At 51.5% G+C, this 25,407-nt stretch carries 17 protein-coding genes; 14 read left to right on the top strand and 3 right to left on the bottom strand.

What is annotated here, in order from left to right:
* Nucleotides 1–8: 8 nt before the first annotated feature.
* The 5 genes from L6H70_RS05685 (at nucleotide 9) to ybaK (ending at nucleotide 7,477) form a co-directional block, all read left to right on the top strand.
* Entirely contained in the window at nucleotides 9–1,649 is a 1,641-nt protein-coding gene (locus L6H70_RS05685; RefSeq protein WP_236333154.1) for an extracellular solute-binding protein, read from the top strand.
* 151 nt (nucleotides 1,650–1,800) lie between these two features.
* Nucleotides 1,801–3,366, top strand: a complete 1,566-nt coding sequence (locus L6H70_RS05680; RefSeq protein WP_236330737.1) for a response regulator — start codon at nucleotides 1,801–1,803, stop codon at nucleotides 3,364–3,366.
* Nucleotide 3,367: 1 nt separating this feature from the next.
* Nucleotides 3,368–5,086, top strand: coding sequence for a sensor histidine kinase (locus L6H70_RS05675; protein WP_236330734.1), 1,719 nt, complete (start codon nucleotides 3,368–3,370; stop codon nucleotides 5,084–5,086).
* 42 nt (nucleotides 5,087–5,128) lie between these two features.
* The gene (locus tag L6H70_RS05670) at nucleotides 5,129–6,910 is read left to right on the top strand and encodes a glycoside hydrolase family 36 protein (protein ID WP_236330731.1); all 1,782 of its coding nucleotides are present in this window, start codon (nucleotides 5,129–5,131) and stop codon (nucleotides 6,908–6,910) included.
* 93 nt (nucleotides 6,911–7,003) lie between these two features.
* Complete coding sequence (gene ybaK, locus L6H70_RS05665; protein ID WP_236330727.1) at nucleotides 7,004–7,477, top strand: Cys-tRNA(Pro) deacylase; 474 nt, start codon at nucleotides 7,004–7,006, stop codon at nucleotides 7,475–7,477.
* A gap of 71 nt (nucleotides 7,478–7,548) precedes the next feature.
* Here the strand turns inward: ybaK and L6H70_RS05660 are convergent, their stop codons facing one another.
* Nucleotides 7,549–8,295 (bottom strand): YdcF family protein, encoded by a 747-nt coding sequence (locus L6H70_RS05660; protein WP_236333152.1) that lies wholly within the window; start codon nucleotides 8,293–8,295, stop codon nucleotides 7,549–7,551.
* Between the two features lie 109 nt (nucleotides 8,296–8,404).
* Entirely contained in the window at nucleotides 8,405–9,301 is an 897-nt protein-coding gene (locus L6H70_RS05655; protein ID WP_236330724.1) for a helix-turn-helix domain-containing protein, read from the bottom strand.
* A gap of 133 nt (nucleotides 9,302–9,434) precedes the next feature.
* Between L6H70_RS05655 and L6H70_RS05650 the strand changes: the two genes are divergently transcribed.
* The 4 genes from L6H70_RS05650 to L6H70_RS05635 all read left to right on the top strand — a co-directional run bounded on the left by L6H70_RS05650 (nucleotide 9,435) and on the right by L6H70_RS05635 (nucleotide 18,878).
* On the top strand, nucleotides 9,435–12,113 hold the full coding sequence (locus L6H70_RS05650) for an alpha-L-rhamnosidase (protein ID WP_236330721.1): 2,679 nt from the start codon (nucleotides 9,435–9,437) through the stop codon (nucleotides 12,111–12,113).
* Nucleotides 12,114–12,296: 183 nt separating this feature from the next.
* On the top strand, nucleotides 12,297–13,214 hold the full coding sequence (locus L6H70_RS05645; RefSeq protein ID WP_236330718.1) for a PadR family transcriptional regulator: 918 nt from the start codon (nucleotides 12,297–12,299) through the stop codon (nucleotides 13,212–13,214).
* A 27-nt stretch (nucleotides 13,215–13,241) separates the two neighbouring features.
* The gene (locus L6H70_RS05640) at nucleotides 13,242–13,781 is read left to right on the top strand and encodes a GNAT family N-acetyltransferase (protein ID WP_236330716.1); all 540 of its coding nucleotides are present in this window, start codon (nucleotides 13,242–13,244) and stop codon (nucleotides 13,779–13,781) included.
* A gap of 339 nt (nucleotides 13,782–14,120) precedes the next feature.
* The gene (locus L6H70_RS05635) at nucleotides 14,121–18,878 is read left to right on the top strand and encodes a LamG-like jellyroll fold domain-containing protein (RefSeq protein WP_236330713.1); all 4,758 of its coding nucleotides are present in this window, start codon (nucleotides 14,121–14,123) and stop codon (nucleotides 18,876–18,878) included.
* Nucleotides 18,879–18,957: 79 nt separating this feature from the next.
* Here the strand turns inward: L6H70_RS05635 and L6H70_RS05630 are convergent, their stop codons facing one another.
* Nucleotides 18,958–19,272: a winged helix-turn-helix transcriptional regulator gene (locus tag L6H70_RS05630; RefSeq protein ID WP_054940956.1), complete on the bottom strand. Its 315-nt coding sequence runs from the start codon at nucleotides 19,270–19,272 to the stop codon at nucleotides 18,958–18,960.
* A 199-nt stretch (nucleotides 19,273–19,471) separates the two neighbouring features.
* On the opposite strand from L6H70_RS05630, the gene zwf reads away from it, so the two are divergent.
* From zwf to L6H70_RS05605, 5 genes are all read left to right on the top strand, one after another.
* Nucleotides 19,472–21,010, top strand: a complete 1,539-nt coding sequence (gene zwf, locus L6H70_RS05625) for a glucose-6-phosphate dehydrogenase (protein ID WP_236330710.1) — start codon at nucleotides 19,472–19,474, stop codon at nucleotides 21,008–21,010.
* Nucleotides 21,011–21,069: 59 nt separating this feature from the next.
* Entirely contained in the window at nucleotides 21,070–21,963 is an 894-nt protein-coding gene (gnd, locus tag L6H70_RS05620) for a phosphogluconate dehydrogenase (NAD(+)-dependent, decarboxylating) (RefSeq protein ID WP_236330707.1), read from the top strand.
* A gap of 217 nt (nucleotides 21,964–22,180) precedes the next feature.
* Nucleotides 22,181–22,855: a response regulator transcription factor gene (locus L6H70_RS05615; protein WP_236330704.1), complete on the top strand. Its 675-nt coding sequence runs from the start codon at nucleotides 22,181–22,183 to the stop codon at nucleotides 22,853–22,855.
* Complete coding sequence (locus L6H70_RS05610; RefSeq protein WP_236330702.1) at nucleotides 22,852–24,210, top strand: sensor histidine kinase; 1,359 nt, start codon at nucleotides 22,852–22,854, stop codon at nucleotides 24,208–24,210. The genes L6H70_RS05615 and L6H70_RS05610 overlap by 4 nt, the downstream gene beginning before the upstream one ends.
* Before the next feature lie 228 nt (nucleotides 24,211–24,438).
* The gene (locus L6H70_RS05605) at nucleotides 24,439–25,383 is read left to right on the top strand and encodes an alpha/beta hydrolase (RefSeq protein WP_423802773.1); all 945 of its coding nucleotides are present in this window, start codon (nucleotides 24,439–24,441) and stop codon (nucleotides 25,381–25,383) included.
* Nucleotides 25,384–25,407: the final 24 nt, after the last annotated feature.

The following is a 25,407-nucleotide window of genomic DNA, read 5'->3' as shown; positions in this document are numbered from 1 at the left end:
TGCCGCTGATGTCGGCTGTATTGGGTTTCGTGCTGCTTCTGTCCGGGTGCGGAGGAGGCAATAGTAATGCCGGTGTGCAAAGTACTGTGGAACCAACCAAAGCACCGGCGGCTGCTACAGAGACGGCAGCTCCCGCAGAGACGGCAGAAGCCACAGCTGCTGCTGCAGGAAGTACAGTGAAACCGGTCACCTTCAGTTATTACAGCAATTATGACTGGGATACAACGGAGCCGTGGGGGAAGGATTCCACCACTGCCTGGATTCGGGATAACCTTAAGGTTAATATGACAGCCGTGCAATCAAGCGGGGCGGCAGAAACCAAGTTCAGTACGATGATCGCCTCAGGCAGCCTGCCGGACGTCATCATGATGGACCGGGGTGCGAATGTAGAAAGGCTGCGGCAGGCAGGTCTGCTGGTGGCGCTGGATGAATATCTTGATAAATATCCTAATTTGAAAAATAACGCCGGTGAAGCGACGCTCGGTATGCTCCGCTCGGATGACGGCAAGCTGTACCAGTTCCCGAACTGGTATACGTCAAGCCCGAACGGGAACGGCGGCTGGATCGTCAACCGGAAAATCTATAAAGAGCTCGGCTCGCCGAAGCTGGAAACCTATGATGATCTCTATGCTTACCTGAAGCTGGTAAAAGAAAAATACAGCGATGTTATCCCGCTTGAGATTGGAGCCAAGGGACGCGGGCTCGAAACTATGTATGGCGGATTTGCCGAGAACAAACCTTACCTGGCCAAAATCAATCCGGTAGGCAATGAGCTGAAATCGATTTTTGAGGATCCTGTGTTCATTGAGAGTATGCAGTATGCCAGCAAGCTGTTCCGTGAGAAGCTGATCACCCAGGATGCCTTCACACAGACGGGCAATCAGGTGACTGAGAAGCTGGTGACAGGCCGGGTGGCCGTTTATGCGGATGGCGATGTGGTTAACCCAGGCCGGGATGCCAACAATGCTTTGCGTACGGTGGATCCGGAGAGCGGATACGACATTATCTGGCCGATTCATAAGGCGGGACTCGATCCTGCGAAGATTACACCGAACAATTACAATTCCCTTGGCTGGAATGTACTCGTCATTACCAAGAAGGCTAAAGACCCTGAAGCGATTTTCTCATATCTCGACTGGTTAACCGGCGAAGAGGGGCAGCGGATTATTAACTTCGGGCGGCAAGGCCTGTATTGGGATGAGACAGATGCCGACGGTGTACCGATTCTGAATGAGAAGGGGCTGAACACCCCGCAAGCCGATAAGGACAAAGAAAGAATCGGCCGGTTCAACTGGGTTGGCAACACGACCTTTATTGATCAGACCAAAGCCAAGATGGATGCCCAGCTGCCGGCAGAAAAGCAGAACTGGACAACGCTTGCCCAGCAGAAGGTGACCTGGAAAACTTCCAAAAATTTCACGGAGTTTGTGAATCTCGATCCGCTGCCTGATTCCGAGGAGGGCACGATTGCCTCCGCCGTGAACGATATTTTCCTTGAGGCGTATGCCAAAGCACTTTATGCAAAAAGTGATGAGGAAGTGCTCTCCCTGTTGAAAAAAGCGGGCGAAGATGCCGATAAAGCCGGTTATGCGAAGCTGCTGCAGTTCCAGACCGAAAGATGGCAGAACAATCTGAGCAAGATGAAATAACGCTAGAGTCTGATGGAGACGTGGGGTATACTGAAGCCAAGTGTACCCCTTTTAACTAATAAATGTAAATTTAGTTGGAGTCTGAACAGCATTAGCATCAATGGGGCAGAATCTTTGGTTTCATCTAAACGGATTACAAGGGTGGGATGAAATGTACAAGGTGCTGCTGGTGGACGATGAACTGCTTGACCTGGAGGGACTGAGGCGTTTCATGAACTGGGAAGCGCTCGGAATGTCCGTATGCGCTACGGCAAGCAGCGGATTTGAAGCAATGGAAATGCTGGAGAACAACGCTGTTGATATTGTTGTCACCGACATCAAAATGCCGATTATGTCAGGAATGGAGCTTGCCCGCAGAGCGCTGGAGCTGAACCCGAAGCTGAAAATCGTGTTTGTTAGCGGCTATGAGGATTTCCAGTATGCCAAACAGGCGATCTCCATGAGTGCCTCCGGTTATGTGCTAAAACCGGTGGACGATGAAGATATGCGCAGGACACTGGAAGAAGTCAAGCTGTCCCTGGACCGGGAGCAGGTGAATACCCATCTCCGGCAGTACATTTCCGATTCAGAGCCGTTGCTCAAGCGGGAACTTTTCAAGCAGCTCCTGGACGGAAGGCCGGATGAAGAGAAGGTGCTGCAGATGCTGCAGCGGATCGGAATATCCTGGCATGCTGCCAGCCTATATACAGCGGTGCTGGAACCGGATGATTTGAACTGGAAGCTGAACGGCTACGGGGATGCCGTGAAGACGGGTATCGAGCAAAAGCTTGACACGGCAGTTGCGCAGTTTTGCGCCGGGGAACGGATTCAGGCCTGCAGGCTGGATCGGTTCCATTTTGCATTCATTCTGGATAAGAGTTACGACAGCGGAAGGCTGCAGGGGCTGATTCATCAGGCGGTCAGCGGCACTCTGCTTACGGTCACAATCGGAATCGGTCCGGTTGTAAACCGGCTGAGCGAGCTGCATCAGTCGTTTCAGCAGGCAAAGGAAGCGCTGGGCCTGAAGCTGTTCCTGGGCAAAGGCAGGCTGATCCACCACACTGATGCCAAGGAGCCGATTTCAGCTAATGCACGGGATCTGGATGGCATTCTGCAGTCCCTGTTTCAGGCGGTGTCCTCTTACCGGCTGGTTGATATTGACGATTGTAATGAAGAACTGTTCATCTGGGTGGGCAAGATGGAGACCAAGCTGGAGATCTATCAGCTGATCCTGCATATTGTTTCGCAGCTGGACGCTTATCTGCATACGATTAACGAGGATTTCTACCTGCTGCTGGGGCTGGACCGGAAGCAGCTGGGTATTCTGTATCACCTGGAGACGACTCAGGATATGAAGTCCTGGCTCCGCCGGCGGATGTTCGAGCTGTCCGAACGGCTTCAGCGCAAACGCCAGGGCAAGAAACGAAAGCTTGTTGAGGAAATCGAAGCCTATATTGAAGAGCGTCTGGAGCATAATGTAATGCTGCGGGATGCCGCAAACCATTTTTCCTTCTCACCCAACCATCTGGGGCAGATTTTCTTCGAGGAGACGGGCATTTATTTCTCGGATTATGTCTCCTTGAGACGTCTGGAGCGGGCGAAGCAGCTGCTCGGCGATCCTAAGCTGAAGGTCTATGAAGCCGCAAACAAGGCCGGCTACAAAAACCTGTCGCATTTCAGCAAGCAATTCAAGGAACATTACGGTGTCAGTCCAGGCGATTACCGGAGACATCTGTAACATGCGGCGCATGCTGAATATGCCCTTTGGCTATAAACTGATCCTGCCTTATGTGCTGTGCCTGCTACTCGCTGTAGGTACGGTAGGGGGGTTCGCCTACACGAATTCCGTGAACTCGCTAAAAGAGAAGACGCGGGAGAATATTCAAGGCACACTCCAGCAGATGCGTGATAATATCCGCTATCACACGGACAATATCGAACGGATATCCAATATGCTGTATTACAATTACAGTCTGCAAAGCGCACTGCGCCGCTACGATCAAGGCTGGTACAGCTATGAGACGATGACCAAGACACTGATGCCGGCGCTTGAGAATCTTCTAAACTATACGGGTAGTAATATAGGCTTATCTGTCTATCTTCAGAACGACAGCCTGTCTGAGGTCTTCTATTATGACAATGGCCAGAATCCGCTGCTCTCGACTAAGCGGTACGAAATTTTTCATCTGAAGCGGATTGAAGCAGAAGCCTGGTACCGGGAACTGAGGCTCTCTGAAACCATGGCGGGCCAAAGTATTTGGCGGCAGATTCTGCGCGATGAGGCGAACGGCAATATCTCGCTGCTGGAGCGGATGGATGATGTACAGCGCGGCAAGAGTATTGGCATGATCCGGATTTCAGTGCAGATCAGCGATCTGCTGGACGCCGTAGATTACCGGAAAATTGGCGGTTACAGCACACTGCGTGTGGTTGATGGAACCGGCAGGGTGGTCATAGAATCCTCACCGGAAAATACGGCCGGAGAGAGCGGCAGTATGGATCGAAACCGGCTGCTGCTGAGCGAGCCGCTGGATGGACTGGGCTGGGAGCTGCAGGCTTATGTTCCGAACAGTCTGTTCGATGAAAGTGCGGATAAGGTGCGAAGGATGACCCTGCTCGTCTGTCTGGTCAGCGCGATTGTACTGGCTGGACTCGGAATCGGGGTGTCGAGTTATTTTTCGCGGCGGATTCAGAAGATTGTAGGCTCGTTGAATGACTTCCGGGACGGGGATTTTCAGAAGCGGATCAGCTATACGGGCAACGACGAGCTGGGACAGATCGCTGCAGCCTTCAACCGGATGGGCAGCAACATCGAAGAACTGATTCACCGCAATTATGCTGTAAGCCTCCAGAAAAAAGAAGCAGAGCTGGAATCACTGCAGGCACAGATCAACCCCCATTTCCTCTACAATACCCTCTCATCCATTAGCAGGCTGGCCCAGTTCGGCGATGTTCAGACGCTGCAATTGCTGGTCCAGGAGCTGGCCAAATTCTACAGGCTTTCCTTGAACCGGGGTGAAATACTCACGACAGTAGGCAAGGAAATTGAACATGCGAAAGCTTATATTGCCATTCAGTGTATTAAATACGGTGACCGGATGAATGTCTATTACGACATTGATCCTGAAGTGCTGGAGTTCACGACCGTCAAACTGATCCTGCAGCCAATGCTGGAAAATGCGCTGGAGCATGCCTGGTTCGGAAGCACCATCGGCATCCGGCTGGTGGTGGAGAAGCGCGATTCGGACATCGTATTCAAAGTCATCGATACCGGTGTCGGTATGAAAGCTGAGACGATCCAGCAGATTCTGGACCCTGACGGTCCCCGGATCGGCTATGGCATCCGCAACGTCGATTCACGGATTAAGCTGCATGGCGGCAGCCGCTACGGCGTCGTCATTGGCAGCCGTACCGGGATTGGCACCTGTATCCAGATCACTATTCCCCGCCGGATGTAGCGGTTCCGCTGCCTTATCCGCGCTAAAGGAGCTTCGGTCCATTTGAAAAAATCAATAGTCACGGAAAAGTATGAAATAACCCTGGAAGGCGGTTCTACAGACTTTGAAACCGCACTTTCACTGGAACAGCTAGAGAGCGGAGTACAAGTCGTGACGCTTAGGCTTACGGCAGCTGTTCCGGCGTTGCCTCCTAAGCTGTCCTTTACTTGGAGCTGTAAGGCAATAGATGTCCAAGGTCTGTGGCATCCGGCTGCAGAGCGCAGCCGGGCGCTGATACCGGACTGGTGGGAAGGTTTTGCCTCCAGATCGGCATCCTCCGCACCTGTCGTCTGTCTTTACGGCAACCGTGGCCACAATGTGCTGAGCTTTGCCTGCTCGGATGTCATGAACCCGCTGAAGCTGCATGCAGGATTAAATGAAGAGACGGCCAACTTTCACTGTTCTGTGACGCTGTTCTCTGAACCGGGTGCGCCGCTGGCCTTCTATGAAGCCCGGCTAAGGCTGGATTCCCGCAGGATTCCGTACTTTCAGGCGCTGGCAGGTATAGCGGACTGGTGGGCCGGCTTCAATGGCCATGAGCCTGCCTTTGTGCCGGACACGGCCCGGGAGCCGATGTATTCCACCTGGTACAGCTTTCACCAGCAGCTGACGCCGGAAGCGGTGGAAGCAGAATGCAAACGGGCAGCAGAGCTGGGTTGCAAGGCGGTCATTGTGGACGACGGCTGGCAGACATCGGATGCCGCCCGCGGCTATGCCTATTGCGGAGACTGGAAGGCCAGCGCCGGCAAAATACCCGATATGAAGGCTCATGTCGCAGCAGTGCAGGAGTCGGGGCTGAAATATATGCTGTGGTATGCGGTTCCGTTCATTGGCAGGCACAGCGGAGTATGGGAGAGATTCAAGGACAAACTGCTCTATTTCCATGAAGGCTTCGGTGCAGGGGTAGCCGATCCGCGTTATCCCGAGGTGCGGGAATATTTGACCGGTATCTATGAGCAGGCGCTGCTGGAGTGGAATCTGGACGGGTTTAAGCTGGATTTCGTTGACAGCTTCTACGCACTTCCGGAGGATGCAGGGAGGATGGACAGCGGACGTGACACGGCCTCTGTTCCGGTGGCTGTTGACTTGCTGCTGGGCGGAATTATCACCCGGCTGCGCCGCTTGAAGCCGGACATTCTGATCGAATTCCGCCAAAGCTATACCGGCCCCTTGATGCGCAAATACGGCAATATGTTCCGGGCGGGAGACTGCCCGAATGATGCGGTCCAGAACCGGATTAAGACGATAGACATCAGGCTGATCTGCGGCAATACGGCGGCTCATTCCGACATGCTGATGTGGAATTTGGAGGAGTCTGCCGCGGGTGCTGCGCTTCAGTTTATCAACATCTTGTTCGCTGTGCCGCAGATTTCCGTCCGGCTGGCAGAGCTGCCGCAGCCACATCTGGAGATGCTGACCTTTTGGCTTGGGTTTTGGCGCGAGCACCGGGATGTGCTGCTGGAAGGCAGTCTTGAGCCCTGGCATCCGGAGCTGCTCTACCCGCTGGTCATGGCCCGGAATTCCCGGAAGCTGATCGCCGTTGCCTATCTGGATATGGTAATTCCCTTATCCGGTGAGCTTCCGGAAGAAGTGCTGGTGGTGAACGGAACGCTGCTTACCCGGCTGGTCCTGGAGCTGGACAGGGACGCCGGGCAGCGGTGGGTCATGATCCGCGATTGTCAAGGGAATACCGTTTCACAGGTTTTGGCGGCGATGGGCAAAGGGATTCATGTACTGGAGGTTCCGGCTGCCGGTGTGATTTCAATTCAGGCGGTTGTGACCTGATTTCATTCATGCTTGTGTTATAATACTTCCAATATACACATATGGCAGCGCACCTTCCAGAACGGATCGCACGGCCGGAAAGGTTGAGGAAAGATGCAGATAAGCAAAACGAACGCCCTGCGGATGCTGGACGCCAAGGGCATCAGCTACGAGATCCATTTATATGACAATGAGGATGGAGCCGTCCACGGCACAGCGGTTGCCGAGAAAATCGGTAAGGCACCGGAAACCGTCTTCAAGACGCTGGTCTCGCACAGCGGGCAGAACCTTTATGTATTTGTCATTCCCGTAGCCGAAGAGCTTGATCTGAAGAAGGCCGCCAAGGCCGCCAGGGAGAAAAAAATCGAGATGCTGCCGATGAAGGATCTGCTGAAATGGACAGGTTATGTCCGGGGCGGCTGTTCTCCTGTCGGGATGAAAAAGCTGTATCCGACCTTTATTGAGCACAGCGCGGAAATTCTCGACACGATGGCCGTCAGCGCAGGTAAAATCGGCATGCAGATGGAGCTGGTCCCGCAGGAGCTTGCTGACATGACCGGAGCCGTATTTTGCGAGCTAATCAAATAATACCGGTATTGAAAAGGCAGTGGTCCGAAGATTCTCCGGAGCCACTGCTTTTTTGCTGCAATATAAACCAATCAAAACCGGGCCGCCAAAAGTCCCAAGTATTCTTTCAGTGCCAGTCCGGTACTTTGCATAGCACTCCCCGAAGGAGCGAATTTCCCGGGATACAGTGCCGTACCCCGGCTGGAAGTATAGTCTGTCGGATAGGCCAGCGGATCCAGTCCGGCCTCATGGAACTGTGCCATCGCCCGGGACATATGAAAGGCAGATGTCACCAGAATAGGCTGACGGAGCCCCAGTTCCTTCATAAGTGCAGCGGTATTTACGGCATTCTGCTCCGTATTAAGCGACTGGTTCTCCGTTAGAATGTCTGCTTCCGGAATCCCGAGGCCAAGCAATTGCCGTTTCGCGGTATCGGCCTCGTTGCCGCTGTCACTGAACACCTGTCCGCCGGAGAAAAGGACCGGGAGTCCGTCTAGACGGTGCAGCCGAACTCCGGTGAGCAGACGGTTGGCGGCTGAACCCAGCAGGTTCCCTTCACCGTCGATATCGGGAGTGCCGGAGGTTGCGCCTCCGCCCAGCACCACAATAACATCGCCGGTAATATTGTCTGGCTGCTCGTAATTATTCTCCAGGCTGCGGATCAGCGCGTCGCCTACCCAAGGAGTCATCGAGAGATAGAGCAGCAGCGTTACGGCTGACAACACGATGGCCTGACGGCGGCTGCTACGCCACAGCCAAATGACCAATGCAGCCAGCAGGACAATAAACAGGCCTGGCGGCAGAATGAAGCTGTAGGCAAATTTAATAAGATAAATCAGCAGGATCAACCGCCCTTTCCTAGGATATAATCTCTAGCCGTATTGTACCATGAAGTAATTAGCAGGTGCTTCTGGATCTGGGAGGAGGGAATCCGGTACGGCTGTTCATTTACAAAAGATTGAGCGGGTCTCTGGTGGTGGATTGAACGGTTTTGCGGTATTGCCGGGGAGTGACTCCTACAATTTTTTTAAAGACCGTGTTGAAAGAATCCATGTCGCGGTAGCCGACAGACTCGGCAATCAGCTGGACCTTCTGCTTGGAAGTCCGTAGCAGCTCACAGCTCTTCTGAATCCGCAGGTTCTGCAGGTAGGAGCCAAATGGCTGTCCGGTATGGGTGCGGAACATGCGCTGCAGATGTCTTACGCTCCATTTCGACATTTCCGACAGACCCGCCAGCGTAAGCGTCCCGGAAAGATTGTGATCCAGATAGTGGATAATCGCGGTAAAGTCAGAGCTCTCTGCCGGAGATTTGTCTACAGGAGCTATTTTCGTTCTGTATACTGTGACAATCAATTCGCTCAGCAGGGCAATCAGCATGGTTGCGGAACCCTCTCTATATCCGGAGCCTTCGCGGTATAAACTCAGCATCAGGCGCTCGATCGTCCCCTTATCATCGAAAACGGAAAAGTATGGTGAGTCGCTCCTCCCAAGTCTCCCCAGATGCTCGCGGATGTGGGACTCCTGCACAATAACGGAAAGACGATCGACCATATGACCATCAAACAGGCAATTATAGACAATTAGGCGGTTGCCGTGGGCCTCGGATGTAGCAGGACGGAACACATGTGACACGCCCACCGGTATGACGAAGAGCATGCCCTTTTGCACAGGAAAAGTATCCTGTTCGATATGATGGAACCCCCGGCCTTCTGCTACATAACAATATTCAATAAAATCATGCGCATGAAAAGGAACGGCGAAGTCCTCCGTCGCGCGGTTGACCAGCAGATGCAATTGATTCTGCAAGAAAGTATCACTTGTGAACAGTTCGGCTTTTCGCTGCATGGAAATCCTCCTCCTGCAAAATGGCCTGATTACCGGGAGGTTATGGCCTGAATGCCCGTTAATGTAAGCGGTAACGCAGCTATAATTATAAGACAAAGGACGTTTTATAGCTAATAAGGGAGGAATCTTACCTATGTTGTGGGTCACTAAACTCCGCTGCGAGTATAAGGAAAATCCGCTTGGCCTTGATGTGCCGGCACCAAGAATCAGCTGGCAGCTCCGCTCCGACAGCTGGAACTGTTTACAATCGGCTTACCGGATTCAGCTTGCCCGGGATGCTGCCTTCCAGATGATCTTATGGGATTCTGCAAAAGTACAGTCCGCACAATCCGTGCATGTTGAATTGACGACGCTGAAGCCGGAGGCCCGTACGCGGTATTATTATCGTGTTCAGGTGTGGGATCAGGAAGGGAACGGGTCAGCATGGTCGGCAGAAACGGCTTATTTTGAAACGGGCCTGCTGGCTGAAGGGGCGTGGCAGGGGGATTGGATCAGCGCCCCTGCAGCTTGTTTTGCCCAGGATGCTGAGGCATGCCCGCTGCTCCGTACGTTCGTACAAGTCGATGGGACTGTGGCCAGAGCCAGAATATATGCTACCGCACTCGGATTATATGAATTGCATTTGAACGGCAGCCGGGTGGGAGATCATTATTTTACACCGGGCTGGACGAGTTATGGCAAGCGGCTGCAATACCAGACTTATGATGTCACCAGTTACCTGCATGAAGGTGTGAATACACTTGGTGCACTGCTAGGAAACGGATGGTATAAAGGCTATCTGGGATATAAACAGGATAAAGAGATCTACGGTTCTGTGGCTGCCCTGCTGCTGGAAATGCACCTATGGTATGAAGACGGCAGGGAGGAACGTTTTCTTACAGGCCCGCAGTGGCTGGCTGCGGAAAGTGCGGTGCGGATGTCGGAGATTTATATGGGGGAACGGTATGATGCCCGCCTGGAGCGGGATATTATGGACCCGTCGCCGAATGGCTGGTATCCGGTAGAGCTTCATCAACATTCTAAGGAGATTATCACCGCCCAGGAAAATGTTCCGGTTACCAAGATCGAGGAGATGCAGCCTATTGCCATCCTGACAACACCGCAGGGTGACACCGTCCTCGACATGGGCCAGAATATGGTCGGCTGGCTGAAGTTTACGGTTCAGGGAGAACGTGGCTGGACGGTTCAGCTTCAGCATGCGGAAATTCTGGACCGTGAGGGCAACTTCTACCGTGATAATATCCGTGCTGCTGAGCAGCTGATTTCTTATACGCTGAAAGGAGGAGCGGCAGAAACGTATGAGCCGCATTTCACATTCCAGGGGTTCCGTTATGCGAAGCTTACTGGATTCCCGGAGTCTGTCGGCCTGGGGGATTTCACAGGGGTCGTCCTGCACTCGGACATGGAGCGCACCGGCCATTTCGAATGTTCCGATCCCCTCGTGAATCAGCTGCATCATAATATCCTGTGGGGTCAAAAGGGCAATTTTCTCGATGTGCCTACCGATTGTCCGCAGCGGGATGAACGGCTGGGCTGGACCGGCGATGCCCAGATGTTTGTCCGTACCGCTTCCTATCTGATGAATACCGGGCCGTTCTTCACGAAATGGCTGCGGGATTTGAAAGCGGACCAGCTGCCCGGCGGAGGCATCCCGTTCTATATTCCGAATCTCACGGATACGTTCTCTGAAGGCTGGGGCGACACTGAACACTCCTCTGCCGCCTGGGGGGATGCCGCAACGATTGTCCCGTGGACGATTTACGAAATGTATGGTGACCGCAGGTTGCTTGCCGAGCAGTACGCCAGCATGAAGCAATGGGTTTCATATATCCATGGAGAAGGAGACAATCCGTATTTGTGGAATACCGGATTTCATTTCGGTGACTGGCTGGGTCTTGACTCCAAACCGGACAGCTATGTAGGAGCTACAGACCGGGATTACGTGGCTACCGCTTTCTATGCCTATTCCGTCGAGCTTACCTCCAAAGCGGCAGCTATACTGGGTTTGGCTGAGGAGGCTGCTTATTATCAGGAGCTGCATGGCAAAATAACCGAGGCTTTCCGCAGCGAATTCCTCACGCCCTCGGGGCGTCTTGCGGTTCCGACGCAAACTGCACAGGTATTGGCGCTGCGATTCGGGCTCGTTGAAGGAGAGGCGAAGGAGCGGGCGGTCCACAAGCTTACCGAGCTGCTGGCGGAGGCGGGGAATCACCTGACGACCGGCTTTGTCGGTACCCCGTATCTAAATCCTGTGCTCAGTGAATGCGGGAAGGGGGAACTTGCGTATGAACTGCTCTTTAAGCAGGATTACCCGTCCTGGCTGTATCAGGTGACGAAGGGCGCAACGACGGTCTGGGAGCACTGGGACGGGATCAAAGAGGACGGCAGCTTTTGGAGCCCGGACATGAATTCATTCAACCATTATGCCTACGGCGCAATCGGAGAATGGCTGTACCGCTATGTTGCCGGAATCGGACCGGAGGAAGCAGAGCCCGGGTTCAAGGTGATCCACATCAAGCCGCAGCCTGGCGCAGGTATGGATTTTGCACAGGCTGCGGTTGAGACGATGTATGGTCCGGTCTCGTCCTCCTGGAGACGTTCGGCAGACGGCATGATGGAGATTGGGATTTCAATTCCGGCCAATGCCAGCGGAGTGGCGGTACTACCGGGAGCACAGCTGGAGGAACTGCAGGAACAAGCGCTGTCCGCCGGACAGGCGGCAGGGATCCGGGAGATGAAGGCTGTAAGCGGAGGAGTAGAATGTAAGCTGGGATCAGGCAGTTACCTGTTCAAGTACAATCTGCTGGACTGACGCAGCTGGATGAGCGAAGCCAGAAATACTATAAACGCAGACGAACAATACCTTAGTTAGAGCTGTTCCAGTGAATCTCAACAGATTCCGGGCAGCTCTTTTTGCGTATGGAAATAAGATTTGTAATGTATACGCATCATATGTTACTGTTAACCTATGATAAAACAAACGGAGTGAGTGCAGATGTCGATCAATAATGCCATATTAGGCCTCCTGAGCAGCAGGCCGTTAAGCGGCTATGACTTGAAGAAGCTTATCCAGGAATCCACGTTCATGTACTGGTCGGGCAACAATAACCAGATTTACAAAGCGCTGGTAGAGCTTTTGAACGAGGGGTATGTAACGAATGAAGTACAGCACCAGGAGAGCTCGCCTTCTAAGAAGATCTATACAATTACTGCTGCAGGGCAGCAGGAGCTCAGACGCTGGGTGCTGTCCTCCCCGGAGCAGCCGGAAGTCCGGAAGACTTTTCTTATCCAGCTAGCCTGGTGTAACGGGCTGGAGACGGACGAAATCCTGCAGATGCTTGCCGGCTACGAGCAGGAAATCCGCTCACTGATTCATCTGGAACAGGGGAAGGCGGTAAAGGGTGTTTTTGCACCGGACAGAAGCCCGCGGGAAGCATTGATCTGGCGGATGATCGATGCGAATATCCTCTCTACCTACACCAGTGAGCTGCAATGGATTGGCGAGATCCGTGAGGCTATTATTCATGAAAATGAAAAGGAAGTGGATGCTGTGAATATTCAAGTGATTACCAAAGAAGACCAGCAGTACATTAACTACAGGTTAACGGACGGCAAGCTCAGCACAGAACAGGATATTCTGGATCTGGTCGGCATCTGCATGGAGCATGATATTTATAGAGTGCTGCTTCATGAAGAGGTGCTGTCAGAGGACTTTTATAATCTGCGGACGGGTCTGGCCGGAACGGCACTGCAAAAATTTATCAACTACCGGATCACTGCGGCTGCTATTATAAACGGGGATCAGGCAGACAAGGGGAGATTCAAAGAGCTGCTGGCAGAGCTGAGCCAAGGGAATGCCTTCAGAATGTTCGCGCTGGAAGCTGATGCGGAAGCATGGCTGCTGCAAGTGTAATATCGAAATTGTTGATGGAGTGAACCTATGGACATTCAGATCAGGAAACTGAGCCACTTGGAGCAAGCCCGGAGCATAGAAATGGACAGCAGTTTTATCATTGATTCCATGCTGAACCTGACTATTAACGGCGGGCAGATAGAATATAAAGTTATTGAGCTGGCCAGTTACCGGAAAAGTTATGAAGAACTATCTGCCGGTGATTTCAAGGAATATATCGGAAACCCCAATAAGACATGTTATTTAGCCTATGCGGGGGAAGTCATTGTAGGGCAGATTTTGTTGAAAAAACACTGGAACAAATACGGCTATGTAGATTATCTGAAAGTAGACAACGAATATAGGGGATTTGGCATCGGCAGGCAGCTGATCGGGCGAGCCAGGCTCTGGGCGGAGGCGGGCGGCATGCCGGGCCTCATGTTAGAAACGCAAAACAACAATGTCAGGGCATGCAAATTCTATGAAAGCTGCGGTTTTGTGATCGGCGGATTTGATTATCTTCTCTACAAGGGGTTGCATCCCCACGCGAATGAAGCTGCAATTTACTGGTATCTGATGTTTGAATAGCAAAAGTTAACCAAAAGCATGGAACGAATCTTGAGGATTCAATTCATGCTTTTTTGTTTGCTGTCGATTATTATCAACAAAAACATGAAAAGATTTAGTTAAATAAAAAATTCTAATTGACTAATTGCTGATTCTGCCATTAAAATAAAACCGTTCAAGCTGTTCTCACGATAATTGGTTCGTATTTATATAAAATAAACCAAAACTCGCTGGAGAACATTTTTTCAATTATTCAATGAAAGCGTTTTAATATCTAAATAGCAAAGGAGGCTGCTGCGAACCAGAACTACCGTTTAGTTTCTTCTTAAACTACTCTTTAGAATCGGAGGATTTTACATTTTGAACAAAACAACTGGCAAGCTAACAGCTTCGCTCCTTGCGCTGCTGCTGCTCGTACCCTCGCCGATGATGGCAGCTTCCGGGACGGTGAACGAATCCGGCAAAACAGGACAGCTTACCCAAACCACGGTGTCTGACTATAAGGGACATTGGGCAGAGGCTGATTTTCAGTCATGGGTAGAGAACGGGCTAATCACGGGCTACGGGAACGGCGTGTATAAACCGGATCAGAATATCACCCGCGCAGAGTGGGTTACACTGGTCAACAGAGTGTTCAATCTGCAAACCCTGAGCGGGAGCAGTTTTAGTGATGTTGCTGAAGGCAGCTCTTATTATACTGAGATTATGAAAGCGGTCTCTGCGGGATATGTGTCGGGTTACAGCGACGGAACATTTCGTCCAGATCAGACTGTAAGCCGCCAGGAAGCAGCTGTAATGCTGTACCGGCTGTTTCAGTTAGATGCTGCTTCGGCTGCTGCTGCACCAAAAGATGCTGCGGACCTTCCGGAGTGGAGCAGGGAAGCCGTGCTTTCCTTGCTGGGCGACGGTTTCCTCAGCGGTTACGGGGATGGCAGCTTCAAAGGCTTGCGTTCGGTAACCAGAGCTGAAGCACTGCGCATGATCAGCAAGCTGTCAGGACAAATCATTCTAAAAAGTGGCAGTTATAACGCTCTAAATACCCGGAATGTGGTTATCGGTGCCGCAGGAGTAGAGCTTAAGAACACTAGCATAGCGGGTAATCTGTATCTCACCGAAGGCATTGCTGAAGGGGATATTACACTTGATAATGTAAAGGTTGCAGGGAAAATCGTGGTGACTGGCGGCGGGGAAAACAGCGTCGTCCTGAACAATTCAACGGCTGCTGTCTTAGTCGCTGACAAAAAGAACGGAAAGCTGCGCATTGCGTCTAAAGGCAGCAGTGCTGTGGCGGAGGTAAAGGTTCAGTCGGGTGTCAAACTCGAAGAAGATGCTGCGGCAACCGGAACAGGGTTCAGTAAAGTCACAGTGGAACAGACACTGCCTAAGTCTGCAGTCATTCAACTGAGCGGCAGCTTCGACTCGGTAATCATGAACGCACTCGGCGAGCCGACATTGTACTTAAGCAAAGGCAAAATCTCTGAAATGACACTGAACCGCAAGGCCGGCATCCGCTTGGAAGCCGGAACAGAAATCATCAATCTGATTCCAAATGTGAGCGAAGCTATCAATGTTCAAGGCGGCGGAAAGGTGACATTTGATCAGAAGTACAGCTCCCTGATCAAGGTGGAGACACCGGCACCGACAGCTACAGCCACAGCGACAGCGGCAGTAAGCAGCGGCGGCGGAACTACACCATCACCGACAGCTACGGCTACTCCGGCACCGACAGCTACGGCTACGCCGGCACCATCTCCTACGGTTTCGCCTGCTCCTTCACCGGAAGCGACTGCACCGGTGTTCAGCAACGTATCCGTGCATGACCCATCGGTGGTTAAGGACGGGGATACCTATTATGTCTTTGGTTCGCATATTGCAGCAGCCAAAACTAAGGATCTGATGAACTGGAGCACCTTCACTAACGGCTACACTACACCGGATAACGCGATCTTCGGAGATCTGTCGGCGAATCTGGCGGAATCCTTCGCCTGGGCCGGGGAGAATGACTCGGACAGCAAAGGCGGCTTCTCCGTTTGGGCACCCGATGTGTTCTGGAATGCGGATTATGTGAACAAGGATGGAAGCAAAGGCGCTTATATGATGTATTATTGCACCTCTTCCACCTATATCCGTTCTGCTATTGGCTACGCAGTTTCGCAGAATATTGAAGGACCTTACGTCTATGGCGGAACTGTATTGTATTCCGGATTCACTGCAGACGAAGCATATGATGCCAATAGTACAATTAACAAAAAGTGGACCAATACCAACATTCAGGCGCTGATTGACGACGGGAAACTGGATGGCATGAATCCGGCCTGGTTCAATACGAATGGTACGTACAATAACAAAATGTACACTAACGCTATTGATCCGACCCTGTTCTATGATGAGGACGGCAAGCTGTGGATGACCTACGGATCTTGGTCAGGCGGGATTTTTGTGCTGGAAGTAGATCCGGCTACCGGCAAGCCGAAGTATCCGGGAAAAGACGGCACGACGGCAGACGGCAGAATCATTGACCGTTATTTCGGAACAAAGATTTCTGGCGGTAATTTCAAATCGGGCGAAGGCCCTTATGTAGTCTATGATAAGAAAACGGACTATTACTATCTGTATGTGACTTACGGCGGACTAGCATCTGACGGCGGTTACAATATGCGGCTGTTCCGTTCCGCGAATCCGGACGGTCCATATAAGGATGCTACTGGCCAAGATGCTGTACTGGCGACCGATGAAGATCATTCGGCCATTGGTAATAAACTGCTGGGGAACTTCCTGTTCAGCAATCTGAACGGAGTGGCTGATTTCCCTACGTACGGTTATGTATCCTCAGGTCATAATTCAGTTTATTATGACGAGGAAGAGGGCAAGATCTTCAACTTCTTCCATACGAGATTCCCGCTGCGCGGCGAAACCCATGAGGTGCGGGTACATCAAATGTTCATGAATGAAGATGCCTGGCCGGTTGTTGCACCGCACCGTTATTCCGGTGAGACCCTCTCCAAAGTAGAGCGGGCTGATGTAATCGGTGCTTATCAGTTCGTTAATCACGGCGAGGATACCTCGGCCAAGATCAAATCCACAGTTGATGTTGAACTGCTGGAAGACGGTACCCTTGGCGGAGCGGTTAGCGGGACTTGGGAGCTTGCGGGCGATTATTACGCCCATCTGCTGATCAACGAAACAGACAATGGCAGTCCTGTGCAAAGACTTTACAAAGGTGTTTTTGTAAAGCAATGGGATTCTACCCGGAAGGACAATGTTATGGTCTTTACGGCAATGTCCGACCAGGGAGTAGCAGTCTGGGGCAGTGCCATTGAACTGCTTAGCGATGATGAACTGGTTGTAAATGTGGCGAATAGCCTCACGCTGGGCGATACAAGCAAGATCTACCGTGATCTGAAACTGCCAGTTTCTGGCGTACATGGAGCCGTTATTACCTGGGCTTCTTCCAACGAAGCTGTAGTTGCAGCAGACGGTAAAGTAATCCGTCCGGCAGCGGGCAGCGGAAATGCAACTGTGGAGCTTACAGCCACTATCAAGCTTGGTGAAGCGACCAAAACCAAGACTTTTACAGTGGTAGTAGTACAGCTCAGCGGCACTCAGCTCGAAGACGGCCTGGTTGCAGCGTATGATTTTGAAGGCAATCTGGCAGAGAGCGGTGACCGCCTGGCAGCAGGCACAGCTACAGGCAAGCTGATCAACACCACTGATGGAAAAGTAAGCTATGTGGATGGAGAAGTCGGCCAAGCCGTTAAGCTGGATGGCAGCTCCGGTGTCCGCCTGCCGGACGGACTGATCAGCAGCAATGCTTATACAATTAGCCTATGGCTGAATCCAGAGCAGCTGACAGCCTATACACCGGCATTTTTCGGGGCCAAATCTTCAACCAACTGGATAAGCCTTCTACCATACGGAAATGGTGCAGCCACCACACGGATGTGGTTCGGCAGTGATACCTGGCTGGACGCGGATGCCGGTCTGCAGATTCCGGCAGGCAAGTGGTCGCATATCACATTCACGTATGATGCCGGAGCAGTTAAGCTTTATGTGAACGGAGTGCTGAAATATTCAGGCACCTCCTTTACAGATGTTTTCAAAGGAACGGACGGTGTGTTTGCCCTTGGTGTCAACTATTGGGATATCCCTTATAAGGGACTCATCGACCAGTTCCGGGTCTATGAGAAGGCACTGACTCCGGAAGCCGTCGGCTGGCTTGTTAACGGTGAACCAGATGCAAATGTCAAGGTGACTTCCATTTCTTTTGCGGATGCAGAGAAAAGTGTAGCCACAGGCAATACCTTTACTCCGCAGCCTGTCATCCTTCCGGGTAATGCCGGAAACCAGGTTCTGACATGGACCTCAAGCGCACCTGAAATTGCTTCGGTTGATTCCGTAACTGGTGTGGTGACTGCGAAGACAGTTGGTGAAACGGTCATTACCGCTACTTCCACAGATGGCAGCAGTGTCACAGGCAGCTATACTGTAAAAGTAACGGACGGGCTTGTCGCCGTGTACTCTTTTAACGGGGACCTGAAGGATTCGCTCCAGCTCACCGGTGAAGGCAGAGTAACCGGTTCGCTAATCGACAGTACTACTGTTGGAAGTATCACCTACGGAACTGGAATTTCGGGTCAAGCTGCACTATTGGACGGCATGTCCGGAATCCGCCTGCCTGACGGCTTGATCAACAGCAATAGCTACTCCGTCTCCATGTGGCTAAATCCAGAGCTGCTGACCAACTTTACGACGGCCTTCTTTGGAGCAAGCTCGAATAGCAGCTGGATCAGCCTTGTTCCGCAGCTCGCTGACAAAGAAACAGTGCTATGGGCGAATGCGGCCTACCGGGCAACAGCCGGAATCAAAGTTGCTGAAAATCAATGGACGCATGTTGTTTTTACAGTCCAAAACGGAACGGTCAAGCTGTATATCAACGGCGAAGAGAAGTTTTCAGGCACCGACTTCCCAAATATTTTCAAGAATAATAATGGGATCTTCACGTTGGGTGTGAATTACTGGGATACTCCTTACAAAGGCTTAATCGACGAACTGAAGATCTACAACAATGTACTAACGCCGGAAAAAGTTCAGGCAGAATATCAGCAGTATGTTAAATAGGATTAATGGATAGTACGATGTAGCAAAATGAATGACCTAAAGCGGAGCCGCAGGCTCCGCTTTTTTTACGTTAACATCATCACAGCCACTTTACCGCCCAATCCTCAACATGGCAGAGCGCAGCTCCAAGCTCCTGCCCTTTTTGCGTGAGCGAATATTCCGTCCGGACCGGCCGGTCAGGGATGACTGTACGGCTGAGCAGACCGCAGCCTTCAAGCTCCTTCAAGCGTTCATTCAGCATGCGTTTGCTTAAATCCGGGATGATGGTATGCAGCTCACTGAACCGCTTAGGCCCTTCCATCAGCACATGAATGATCAGATTCACCCATTTCTTCCCAACGATATGATAAGCGTGCTCTACTTTGGCAAGTAATGGTCTAATCTCCTGGGTCACTTTGCATCCACCCTTTGAAGTTATTAATAATATCTCGCTAACTATAACATAGTGAGAAGTTCGTGAAAATAAGTACTTTTCGTAAATGTCGAAATGAGGTTGACGAATGGTTTTTACAGTCGTATGATGTGTTATATTAAAGTTTGCGAGTAATTATAAGTAACCTAATAAACATTAGATAATAACGGGAGGAATGAAAGTGGAATCATCAACTTTTGTGCTTTTTGGCGCTACCGGAGATTTGGCTAAACGCAAAATCTACCCGGCTTTATATAATCTGTTCGCAGATGGCAAGCTTTCCGGCCCTCTTTCCGTAATTGGACTTGGAAGAAGAGAACTCAGTAATGAAACGTTCCAGGCGCAGGTGCTGGATTCGCTGCGTACCTTTTCCCGCCGTCCGGTAAAAGAGTCAGCCGGGCTGCAGAATTTTCTGCGGGCTTTCGAATATAGCGTGCTGGACGTGGGACGTCCGGAGGATTATACCAAGCTGCTGGGTCATGTACGCCGCCGTGAACAACAGCTGAATATCCCCGGTAACCGGATGTTTTATCTGTCGGTCGGTCCTGAATTCTTCGGTCCGATTGCCGGCAATATCCAAGCTAGCGGTCTTGGTGACACAACCGGCTGGAAACGCCTGATCATCGAGAAGCCTTTCGGCAGAGATTTGCAGTCGGCGCGGGAGCTGAATAACAGCCTGAATGCGGCCTTTAAGGAAGAAGAAATTTTCCGGATTGATCACTTCCTCGGCAAGCCGATGGTACAGAACCTGGAAGTGTTGAAGTATTCGAACCCTGTACTTCGGGCATTATGGCAAAACCGTTATATCGCGAATGTCCAGATTACAGCTGCTGAGACTGTCGGTGTGGAAGAGCGGGCAGGCTATTATGACAAGGCGGGTGCGCTGCGCGACATGTTCCAGAACCATATGCTTCAGCTCCTGATGATGATGGCCATGCAGCTTCCTAAAGGCAGCACACCTGAGGATGTCCGCAGCAAGAAGCGGCATGTGATCCAGTCCTTACGTCCGCTGCTGAAGGAAGAGGTCACTCAGCATGTGGTGCGCGGACAATACGGCGCTGGTGAGATTAAAGGTAACAAGGTCCCTGCCTACACCGCCGAACCGGGTATTGAAGCTTCCTCGCAGAATGAGACTTATATCGCCGCCCGCCTGTGGATTGATGATCCGATGTGGAATGAAGTACCTTTTTATATCCGCACCGGCAAACGCATGAAAGAGAAATCGACCCGGATCGTTATAGAATTCAAGGAACCGTTTAATGATTTCCATAACAAAAACAGAGGGGAGGTCCCGCTGGACCCGAACCTGCTGGTAATCGAAATCGGGCCGGGCGAAGGCATTTCACTGCAGCTGAATACCAAAAACCCGCGCCAGCACGGCCAGCTTGAGCCGGTCAGCATCAAACATGATTCGGCCAATTCGGACCTGCCGGAAGCCTATGAGAATCTGATCTATGATGCGCTGCTCGGGGATGCGACTTTCTTCGCCCATTGGGATGAAGTGGAACTGTCCTGGCAATGGGTTCAGCCGATTATCGAAGCAACGGAAGAAGGAACGCTGCCGCTTCATACGTATGCTTCGGGTTCTTATGGACCGGATGCAGCAGATGAGCTGCTTGGAGAGGACCACTGGTGGCTCGATGAGGTAACGCCTGCGGAGCAGTCCAAGCAGAACAGCTTCCGCGGATTTGAAGCGGATGTTATCCGGCCCGGAGCTTAACCTGTACCCTTTGTACTCTTAACACTTGCCTATACAAATACAATTCGGAGGGATATGTAATGAAAGTCGGATTGATCGGATTAGGAAAAATGGGCTTCAATCTGGGCCAGAACCTGCTGGAGCATGGACATGAGGTTGTGGCGTATGACGTGAATGCCGCTGCCGTTGAAGAGATTGGAGCGAAGGGGGCATCAGGGGCGGCTAATCTGGCCGAACTCGTGAGCAAGCTGGATACTCCGCGGATTGCCTGGATTATGGTGCCGCATCAGTTTGTCGACTCTGTAATTACTGAGCTGACCCCGCTTCTGTCCAAAGGCGACATTATCATCGAGGCCGGGAACTCGCACTACAAGGAATCCATCCGCCGCCATGATGAACTCGAACATTCAGGGATATACTTCCTGGATGCCGGAACCTCTGGCGGGATGGAAGGGGCACGCAATGGCGCCTGCTACATGATCGGCGGAGACGAGGAAGCCTGGACGATTGCCGAGCCGCTGTTCCGTGATACCTCTGTGGACAATGGCTACCTGTATGCCGGCAAGTCCGGCAGCGGCCATTTCCTGAAGATGGTGCATAACGGGATTGAATACGGCATGATGGCCGCAATCGGGGAAGGCTTTGAAGTGCTGGAGAAAAGCGGCTTTGACTTTAACTTCGAGGAGGTAGCCCGTGTGTGGAACAACGGCTCCGTTATCCGCTCATGGCTGATGGAGCTAATGGAACGCGCCTTCTCGAAGGATGCCAAGCTGGACGAGATCAAAGGGATTATGCACTCCTCCGGAGAAGGCAGATGGACACTGGAAACAGCATTTGATCTGCAGGCGGCTACACCGGTTATCGCAATGGCGCTGCTGATGCGCTACCGTTCGCTGGAGACTGACACCTTCACCGGCAAAGTAGTTGCCGCGCTGCGCAACGAGTTTGGCGGACATGCCGTAGAAACCATATAAGCGGCACATCTATATTGCTTGAACTTTGGCACAAGCCTTATCTTTATAGCAGGGTTAATATAAGAGCGGCGAATTTCATTGTCCTTAAAGGGCACTGGGGTTGCCGCTTTTTTTTGTGCTCTGTAATATCCGGTTCACGGATGATTATTTGAATCGCATGTCTTTATAGTATAATGATTACTTTACGATAAGCTGAATCAAGGAAAAGAGGGAACAGATGCCTACTATACTGGTTGCGGACGACGATGCGAACATTCGCGAACTCGTCTGTTTATTTCTGCGGAACGACGGATTTACCACAGCCGAGGCTGCGGACGGCAAGGAGGCACTGAGTATTTATCTTTCGCAGCCTGTTGATCTGGTTGTACTTGATATTATGATGCCGGTGATGGACGGCTGGACCTTATGCAAGGAGCTACGGAGAGCCAGCCCTGATCTGCCGCTGCTAATGCTGACTGCCAGGGGCGAAACCTGGGAGAAGGTGAAGGGGTTTGAACTCGGCACAGATGATTATTTGACGAAGCCTTTCGATCCGCTGGAGTTAACGGTCCGGGTCAGAGCCTTATTGAAACGCTATAAAATCGGCACTACACAGATGATTCGGCTGGGCAGCGTCACTCTTGATCGGCAGACCTATAAGATCATGATAGGCACTGAGGCACTCACCCTGCCGCTGAAGGAATTCGAACTTCTGTATAAGCTTGCCGGAACTCCCGGACAGGTCTACACACGCGGACAGTTGATCGAACAGATCTGGGGGCTTGATTACCCAGGGGATGAACGGACGATTGATGTACATATTAAACGCCTGCGGGAACGGTTCGCGCATATCACTGATTTCCAGATCGGGACCGTGCGCGGACTTGGCTACCGTCTGGAGGTTACCGAATGATTAAATCCTTATATATACGTGTTGTTCTGACCTTCCTGTTCTCCGTAGTCGGGGGCGCTGTCATTGCCTTTTTTGTGGCTACATGGATCTATGAAGATCAATTGAATGACAATCTGCGGGTTACCCTGATGGATTTTGGCCAGGATGTTTCCCGCATTTACGACCTGTTACCGGTGCGGGAAGCAGACTCGTACGTCAGCGGGATGAAGCAGCTTAATTCTTTTTATGTCCGTATTTATGACAGGAAGGGGCAGCTGCAGATCTTCAGTGCAATTGACGGACATGATCCTCTCCATGTAACTGCCGGACAAATCGCGGACGTCCTGAAGGGAGAGGTTGTTCAAACCCGGACAGACGGGATTGATCCGATACTCATAGGGCTGCCGCTCAAGACAGAGATAGGGACGAAAGCAATGTTCGTGGAGCAGCGTGCGCCTTCATCAACCACTTTTATTATAAAATGGGTGCTTAACTTTCTGATGTATTCGCTGATTGCCGGAAGCCTGCTGATTCTGGTGGCCGCCATGTACCTCATCCGTCCGATCAAAAAATTGACACAGGCGACCCGGCAGATCGCCGCTGGTGATTTCAGCGTCAAGCTGAACATTAAGCAGTCGGGGGAACTTGGGACGCTGGCCCGTAGCTTCGAACAAATGATGCGTGAACTGCAGCAGCTGGAGCAGATGCGCAGAGAATTCGTATCAAACGTATCTCATGAGGTACAGTCACCGCTCACTTCGATCTCGGGTTATGCGCTTGCACTTCAGCAGGCGGATATCACAGACGACGAACGAAGCCGTTATCTCCAGATTATCATGGCTGAAGCAGAACGGATATCCAAGATGAGCGATAGTCTGCTTAAACTGAGTGTACTTGAATCACAGCCACAGCTGCAGCAGCGGGTCAAGTTCATTCTGGATGAACAGCTCAGGCGGGTGATTGTTGCGCTCCAGCCACAATGGTCAGCACGCAATATTACATTCGAGCTTGATCTGATACCCGCCTTGCTGACAGCCGATTATGATCAGTTAAATCAGGTGTGGACGAATATTATTGGCAACAGCATCAAATTCACCCCGGATGGCGGCGTGATCACTGTCAGCATCCTACAGGAGAATGGCGATGTGACCGTCCGGATCTCCGATACGGGAATCGGAATTTCACAGGAGGATCAGCAGCGGATCTTTGAACGCTTCTTTAAGGCAGACCGTTCGCACAGCCGCCAATATGGCGGCAGCGGCATGGGGCTTGCTATCGTGAAGCAGATTGTACTGCTGCATCAAGGCAGCATCCGGGTGGAGAGCGAACCTGGCCGGGGTACGGTTATAATTGTGACCTTACCGCTCATCGGATAGCAGAATAGTTAGAATCATAGAGGGCCACCGAGGCTCGGGATCCGCGTTTCTATACTACAGCATTTTTTACCTGTTCATACTGCGTTCATATTGCCGTCACTCGGAGTACATCTTCATTCGTTAAGCTGATCTTAACGGCTCGTTCAAGCCAGCCGAAAAAAACAGTACGGACAGGGGAAGATGTCAGTGGAACAATCTCAGAGAACGAACACGCGGACAGGCAATAGAATGAAGAGGATACTAAGGCTTTTACTTAAAATAATCGGTATCTTAGCTATTGCAGCAGCGTTGTTTCTGGCGATAGTGTTTATAGTGAATGTGGTCAGCAGCAAATCCGAACAAGGAAAAATAATCCCCTATGGGCAGCTGGTGCCAGTGGACGGCAAACAGATGAATGTGACCATAGAGGGGCAAGGGGATGAAACGGTCGTGCTCCTGCCCGGATTCGGCACAGCGGCCCCGGCCCTTGATTTTAAGCTGCTGATGGATGAACTGTCCCCCTATTACAGGGTGGTGGCGATAGAGCCCTTCGGCTATGGATTAAGTGATGGTACCGATTCCGAACGGACAACTGCGAATATTGTAAAGGAAATTCATGAGGCTCTGCAGCAGCTGAATATTGACCGGTATATCCTGATGGGGCACTCCATTGCAGGCATATATGCCCTGGACTACGTGAACAAGTATCCGGAGGAAGTGACCGCCTTTGCCGGGATCGACAGCAGTGTTCCGGAACAAGGCGGGATGGACGCTGAATTTCCGATGAAATCGTTCAAATTCCTCAAGAAATCAGGTCTGCTAAGATTCGTTATGAAAATAAGCGGTGACCCGTATGCATCATCATCCTTCGATGATCAGACGAAACAGCAGATGCGGATGCTTTCGTATAAAAACTCGAACAACGATACGACTTTGAACGAGATGAAGCATATCTCTGCGAATTTTAAAGACGCTCAGCAGCTAAGCTTCCCGAAAGCTTTCCCAGTTATCTTATTTGTACAGGCGGATAATACAGAGGTTGAGGACTGGCTGCCGCAGCATGAAGCGCAGGTCCGGCCTTTGGATCATGGCAGAGTGGTGACACTTGAAGGAGAGCATTATTTACACCACACCCAATCCAAGGCAATTGCCGAGAACTTCAGGGCATTTATGAATGAAGCAGAACCAAAGTAAATCTTCCCAAAGTCAATATACAGT

The sequence above is a fragment of the Paenibacillus auburnensis genome, assembly GCF_927798115.1.
Lineage (GTDB): Bacteria > Bacillota > Bacilli > Paenibacillales > Paenibacillaceae > Paenibacillus_AQ > Paenibacillus_AQ auburnensis.
The sequence above is the reverse complement of the archived record's forward strand: the minus strand, read 5'-3'. Positions and strand labels throughout refer to the sequence as shown.